This window comes from Asticcacaulis sp. (assembly GCF_027484505.1).
Classification (GTDB): Bacteria; Pseudomonadota; Alphaproteobacteria; order Caulobacterales; family Caulobacteraceae; genus Asticcacaulis.
Map to the genome: position 1 here is coordinate 1 of NZ_JAIXSV010000278.1, position 4706 is coordinate 4706.

At 64.1% G+C, this 4706-nt stretch carries 4 protein-coding genes; 2 read left to right on the top strand and 2 right to left on the bottom strand.

Annotated features, from left to right (window positions below; all coding sequences use genetic code 11):
- Nucleotides 1-2419, bottom strand: a 2419-nt coding sequence (locus Q0072_RS16150) for a ribonucleoside-diphosphate reductase (protein WP_298332219.1), incomplete at its 3' end; no start/stop codon positions are given.
- Between the two features lie 243 nt (nucleotides 2420-2662).
- On the opposite strand from Q0072_RS16150, the gene Q0072_RS16155 reads away from it, so the two are divergent.
- Both Q0072_RS16155 and Q0072_RS16160 read left to right on the top strand, forming a co-directional pair.
- Complete coding sequence (locus tag Q0072_RS16155) at nucleotides 2663-3058, top strand: NADH:ubiquinone oxidoreductase subunit NDUFA12 (protein ID WP_013480471.1); 396 nt, start codon at nucleotides 2663-2665, stop codon at nucleotides 3056-3058.
- Entirely contained in the window at nucleotides 3058-3864 is an 807-nt protein-coding gene (locus Q0072_RS16160; RefSeq protein WP_298332224.1) for a DUF2155 domain-containing protein, read from the top strand. Before Q0072_RS16155 ends, Q0072_RS16160 begins: the two co-directional genes overlap by 1 nt.
- On the opposite strand, the gene aat is transcribed toward Q0072_RS16160, so the two are convergent.
- Complete coding sequence (gene aat, locus Q0072_RS16165) at nucleotides 3801-4451, bottom strand: leucyl/phenylalanyl-tRNA--protein transferase (RefSeq protein WP_298332227.1); 651 nt, start codon at nucleotides 4449-4451, stop codon at nucleotides 3801-3803. The genes Q0072_RS16160 and aat overlap by 64 nt on opposite strands.
- Between the last annotated feature and the right edge of the window lie 255 nt (nucleotides 4452-4706).

A 4706-nucleotide genomic window follows, 5' to 3' on the forward strand; every position in this document is an offset into this window, starting at 1 on the left:
CGACAAATTCGTCCAGCGGCACGCCGTATTGCAGGCCGATCGACACGGCGATGGCAAAATTATTCATCAGTGAACGGAAGGCTGCGCCTTCCTTGTGCATATCGATGAAGATTTCGCCGACCGAACCGTCTTCGTATTCGCCGGTGTGCAGATAGACCTTATGGCCGCCGACACTGGCCTTCTGGATGTAGCCCTTGCGGCGGTCGGGCAGTTTCTGGCGTTCGCGGTCGCGTTCGATGATCTTTTCGATGACCGTCTGCGCCGGGGCTTCGCGCACGGGTTCCGGAGCCGGACGGCGGGCCTCCTCAAATTCCGGAATATCCAAGGTTAGTGACGGCGGGGCCGGCTGACGCTTGAGGCCGATGGCGCGCAGTCCGCTATCGGCTGCCTGAGCCAGGGCCTTGAGCGCGTCGGGCACGCCCTGATTCCACTCAAGCGTAAGGGCCGAAGCCGCAGGCGCGGAGGCGAAGCTCTCCAGCTTTTGCCGCAGGGCCAGCCGTGCCTTCAGGCCGGGAGGGTTCAGACGCTGACGCAGGGCGTCCGGCAGGCCCTCCGTGCCGTCATGACCAAAGATGAAGGCCTGCGCCTCAGTGATTTCGTCCGCCGTAAAGCCCATCAGGCGCAGCAGGCTGAAGCCCGGCGCGTGCAGGTCTTCGTCGTTGATGCCCCATATATCCTTGATAAAATCGGCATCCAGCACTGCCGGCGACACCACCTCTTCGAGGCTGAGGGCGGTGATCAGGGCGTCTTCGAGGGCCGCGATTTCAAAATCGCTCAGCCCCTTGGCTTTCAGGGTCTGGGCATGGATATGCGGCGCGCCGTCCAGCGTGCGATGCCCCAGCAGATGCGTGCGCACCGCGTCGCGCTCATCGCCGTTCAGCCCCTGCCAGACGGCGGGGTGCAGGCCGCGCACAAAGACGCCGTCGGCACCTTCCATAGCCACGGTCAGGGCGGTCAGCGGCGCATCCCCCAGCGTGACGCCCAACCGCAGCGACAGTTCCGGATCGTCGAACAGGGTCGTCGTCTGAACGTGGCGCAGACCGGTGGGCTTGGCCAGTTTCAGCGCCGTTTGCAGGCGCGTCAGGGCGTGCGCCTTAAGGTCGGGGCTTTTGAGGCCCGACAGGCGATAGAGTTTCTGGCTCAGCGCCGACACACGGTCGTCGCGTTCGGCGGCGAACCCGGCATAGGGCGTCAGGTGGCGCGACAGCACAGCCGAGGCGTGCACGCTTTCGGCATCAAGCACGGCCATCAGGGCGGCGGCAAAATCCTGCCCGGCTTCGGTTTGCGCGCTGAGGCCCAGCGCCATAAGGGTTTCGCTCAGGCCTGCCAGGGTGAGGGCAATGGGGCGATGGAAGGCCAGACGCTGCGCGGCTTCGGGCGTGGCGGCAAAGGTCAGGTGGCTTTCGATATCGAGCGCCACGGTCCACAGGGCGGCGCAGGCGGCAAAGCCTTCGACGTCGAAGCCGGTTTCGTTGAGGAAACCATAGGCATTAAGTGCGGCGCGCGGCGCGATCAGGGCGTCATCCAGCGCCTCAGCGGCGTCCGGATCGAAGGCGATCCACAGGCGGCCGCTTTCCAGTGCCGCCTGCGCCGCCAGACGCGCCGACGGATCACCGGCAGCGATCAGGTCGCGCCGCGCGGTGACGATGACCGCAGGGGCGGGCCGGTCGGCCTCGACATTTTGCAAAGACCAGTCGGGCAGGGCGCTGTCGCCGGTCAAACCGTCCGTGGACTGAATAACCGACTGGATGAGGGCGTCCGAGCCCCCTAGACGGCGGGCTTTGAGTGCCGCGCGGGCCAGAGCCGGATTGTGTTGCAGGCTGGCGCGCTGTTCGCCCTCGGCACGGGCAATGGCGGCGGTGATGCCGGACAGGGCGGCGTGAAGCTGATCGCGGGTGGCGCGGGCGACGGCTTCGGAGCGCGCCCCGACCAGCAGGTCGCGTAGGTCACGCACACAGGCGTGGTCTTCGATGTCGGCGTAGCGGGCCTCGGTCTGGGTGATTTTCGTGCCGTCCAGAAGGGGCACGCGGTGCCCGGTCCGCAGACCCGTTGCGGGTGCCGCCAGTCCCAGCCGCAGGGTCGCCGCCAGTTCGGCCGCAAAGGCCTGCGCCTCATCTTCGCGCAATATGCCATAGACCCGGCCCCATGCCGCCAGGCGGTGGGCATAGAGGTCAAACGCCCCATCCAGCCCTTCGGCCACCGGCGGAAACGCCCCTTCGGGCAGGTCGCGCGGCAGGGCTTCGACCCAGTCGTGCCAGGCTTCGCTTTGCGCCGTGGTCCAGTCGCGCGGGCACAGGACGCTGAAACTGTCGGGGCCACGTTCGATTTCGCGCCATTCCAGCACCGGGCGGACCCGTTCGGCACGCGCCGCAAAGGACAGATCAGGCAGGACAGAATCGCCGGACATTATCTTTGCCATTGGCTTCCCCGGATTGGCGCGCAGAATTGGGGATAAAGTCTAAACCGATTTTAACCTTTCAGCAATAAATGTGGGGCCGGTGGGCCGATCCATCCACAATATGTTGCGTGGCTCCCGCATGGGGGATAATTCGCCGGCTGTGGCCTTTGAAGCGCTTTACGCAGATGCAGCGGCGCTTTATAAGTCATAGGACGCATAACCGGCGGAGTCTGGCTTCGCCTTTTAGTAAAATAGGGTAAGACCTTGCTGGATAAAGCCTTCTTGTGGTGGAGCGGCGCGACGCTCGGTACGCTGTTCACCATCGGCCGCACGTCGAAGCTCGTCGGGACCGACGAATTCGGCAACAAGTACTATCAGGCCCGCAACACCAAAGAAAGCTACGGCGACAAGCCGCGCCGCTATGTGATCTATAATGGCTATGCCGACGCCTCGAAGATTCCGCCCGACTGGCACGGCTGGATGCACTATATGTACGATGAGCCGCCGACGGTGGCGCCGCTGCCGCGCAAATCGTGGGAAAAGCCGCACCTGCCTAACCTGTCGGGGACGCCGTTTGCGCAGTTCCCCAAGGGGTCACTGAACGCCGAAGGCGAGCGTCAGGCTTCGAAGTCGGGCGATTACGAGGCGTGGAAGCCCTGATGAGAAAGACCGGCGCGATGGTTCGGGCGGTGCTGCTGATGGCCGGCGTGGCCGCCATCGCCTTGCCGCTCTATGCCCAGAACATCCCGCCCGACGAAGAAGCTCCGCGACGCGGTGACCGCCGCGATGCGCGTGACAATGCGGACTATGACCCGGAACCCTACTATATCGACGGCGTAGAGTATAAGCCCTACGACCCGACCGGGAATAAACGCAACGCCCCTCAGCGCGCCGCCAATACGCAAACCGTGAACCGCCCGGCGGCCCCGGTGGCCAGCCAGCCGCAGGCCGTGGGGACGGGTACGCCGGCCGCCGTGCCGCCAACCGCCGCTCAGTCGTCGGCGGGCACGCCCTATGTCGATTCCGCCGGTCAGGTGGTGGGCAATGCGCCGGTAGCCAGCAGCAGCGCGTCCCAGTCATCGGCCCCTGTGGTCGTGGTGCCGCCCGAAAAGCGTCTGCGCTACAGTGCGGCCATCCTGACCGTGCTCGACAAGGTGACAGGCGAGGCCATCCGCTTTGAGGCCCCCGTGGGCAAGCCCAAGCGCTACCGCGGCATGGTCTATACGGTAAAGGCCTGTGAAACCTCGGCGCAGGACGAGGCGATGAGCGACACCATGACCTATCTGGAGGTGCGTACCTCGCCGCAGCCGGCAGCCAATGGCACGGTGCCCAAGCCCAAGGACGTGTTCAAGGGCTGGACCTACGCCTCGACGCCGGGCGTAAATGGCATGGAACACCCGGTCTATGACGTCTGGGTGGTCAGTTGCAGGACGCCCTTGCCGGTCACGGCGGTCGCCAGTCGGTAGAAGTCGCCTTCGACCGACAGCGCGTCTTTCAGGCGCGCCTTGTAATCCTCACGCGGAATTTCGATGACGCCAAACTGTCGCAGATGGTCGGTGAGAAACTGACAGTCGAGCAGGCGATAGCCGCCGGAGCGCAGCCGCGCCACCAGATGCACCAGTGCGATCTTTGAGGCATCTGTGGCGCGTGACACCATGCTTTCGCCGAAAAACGCCCCGTTGATGGCCACGCCATAAAGCCCACCCACCAGCCGCGTACCATCCCACACCTCGACGCTATGGGCCAGGCCACGCGCGAAGAGGGCTTCGTAAAGCGATTGAATGGAATGGGAAATCCACGTGCTTTCGCGGTCGGCGGCGCTTTCGGCGCACAGTTCGATCACCTGACGAAAGGCCGTGTCGATCTTCACCGTGAAGGGCGTATTGCGCACAGTGCGCGCCAGCCGCGACGGCACGTGCAAGCCCTCCAGCGGCAATATGCCCCGCAGCGGTGGATCGACCAGAAACAGGGTCTCATCATCGCGCGCATCCGACATCGGGAAAATGCCGCTGCGGTAGCATTGAACGAGATCGTCGAGGGTGAAATCGGCCATAACCCTACTGTGATGGTCTGCAAGCCGTCATCTGGCTGCGTTTCGCTGCTCACGTACTCAAGTACGCTGCGCTGCGATACTCGCCAGCTAACGCCTTTCGACTCATCACAGCGGGTTATTCAGAGGGCGTTGCGTTTCTTATGAAAGGCGAACGCGCTCTGTCATCAATCTAGACCTTCGCCTCTTCCTGCGCCTTGATCCACTTTTCCAGCCAGTGGATATTGTAATCCCCTTTCTGGATGTCGGCTTCGTTCA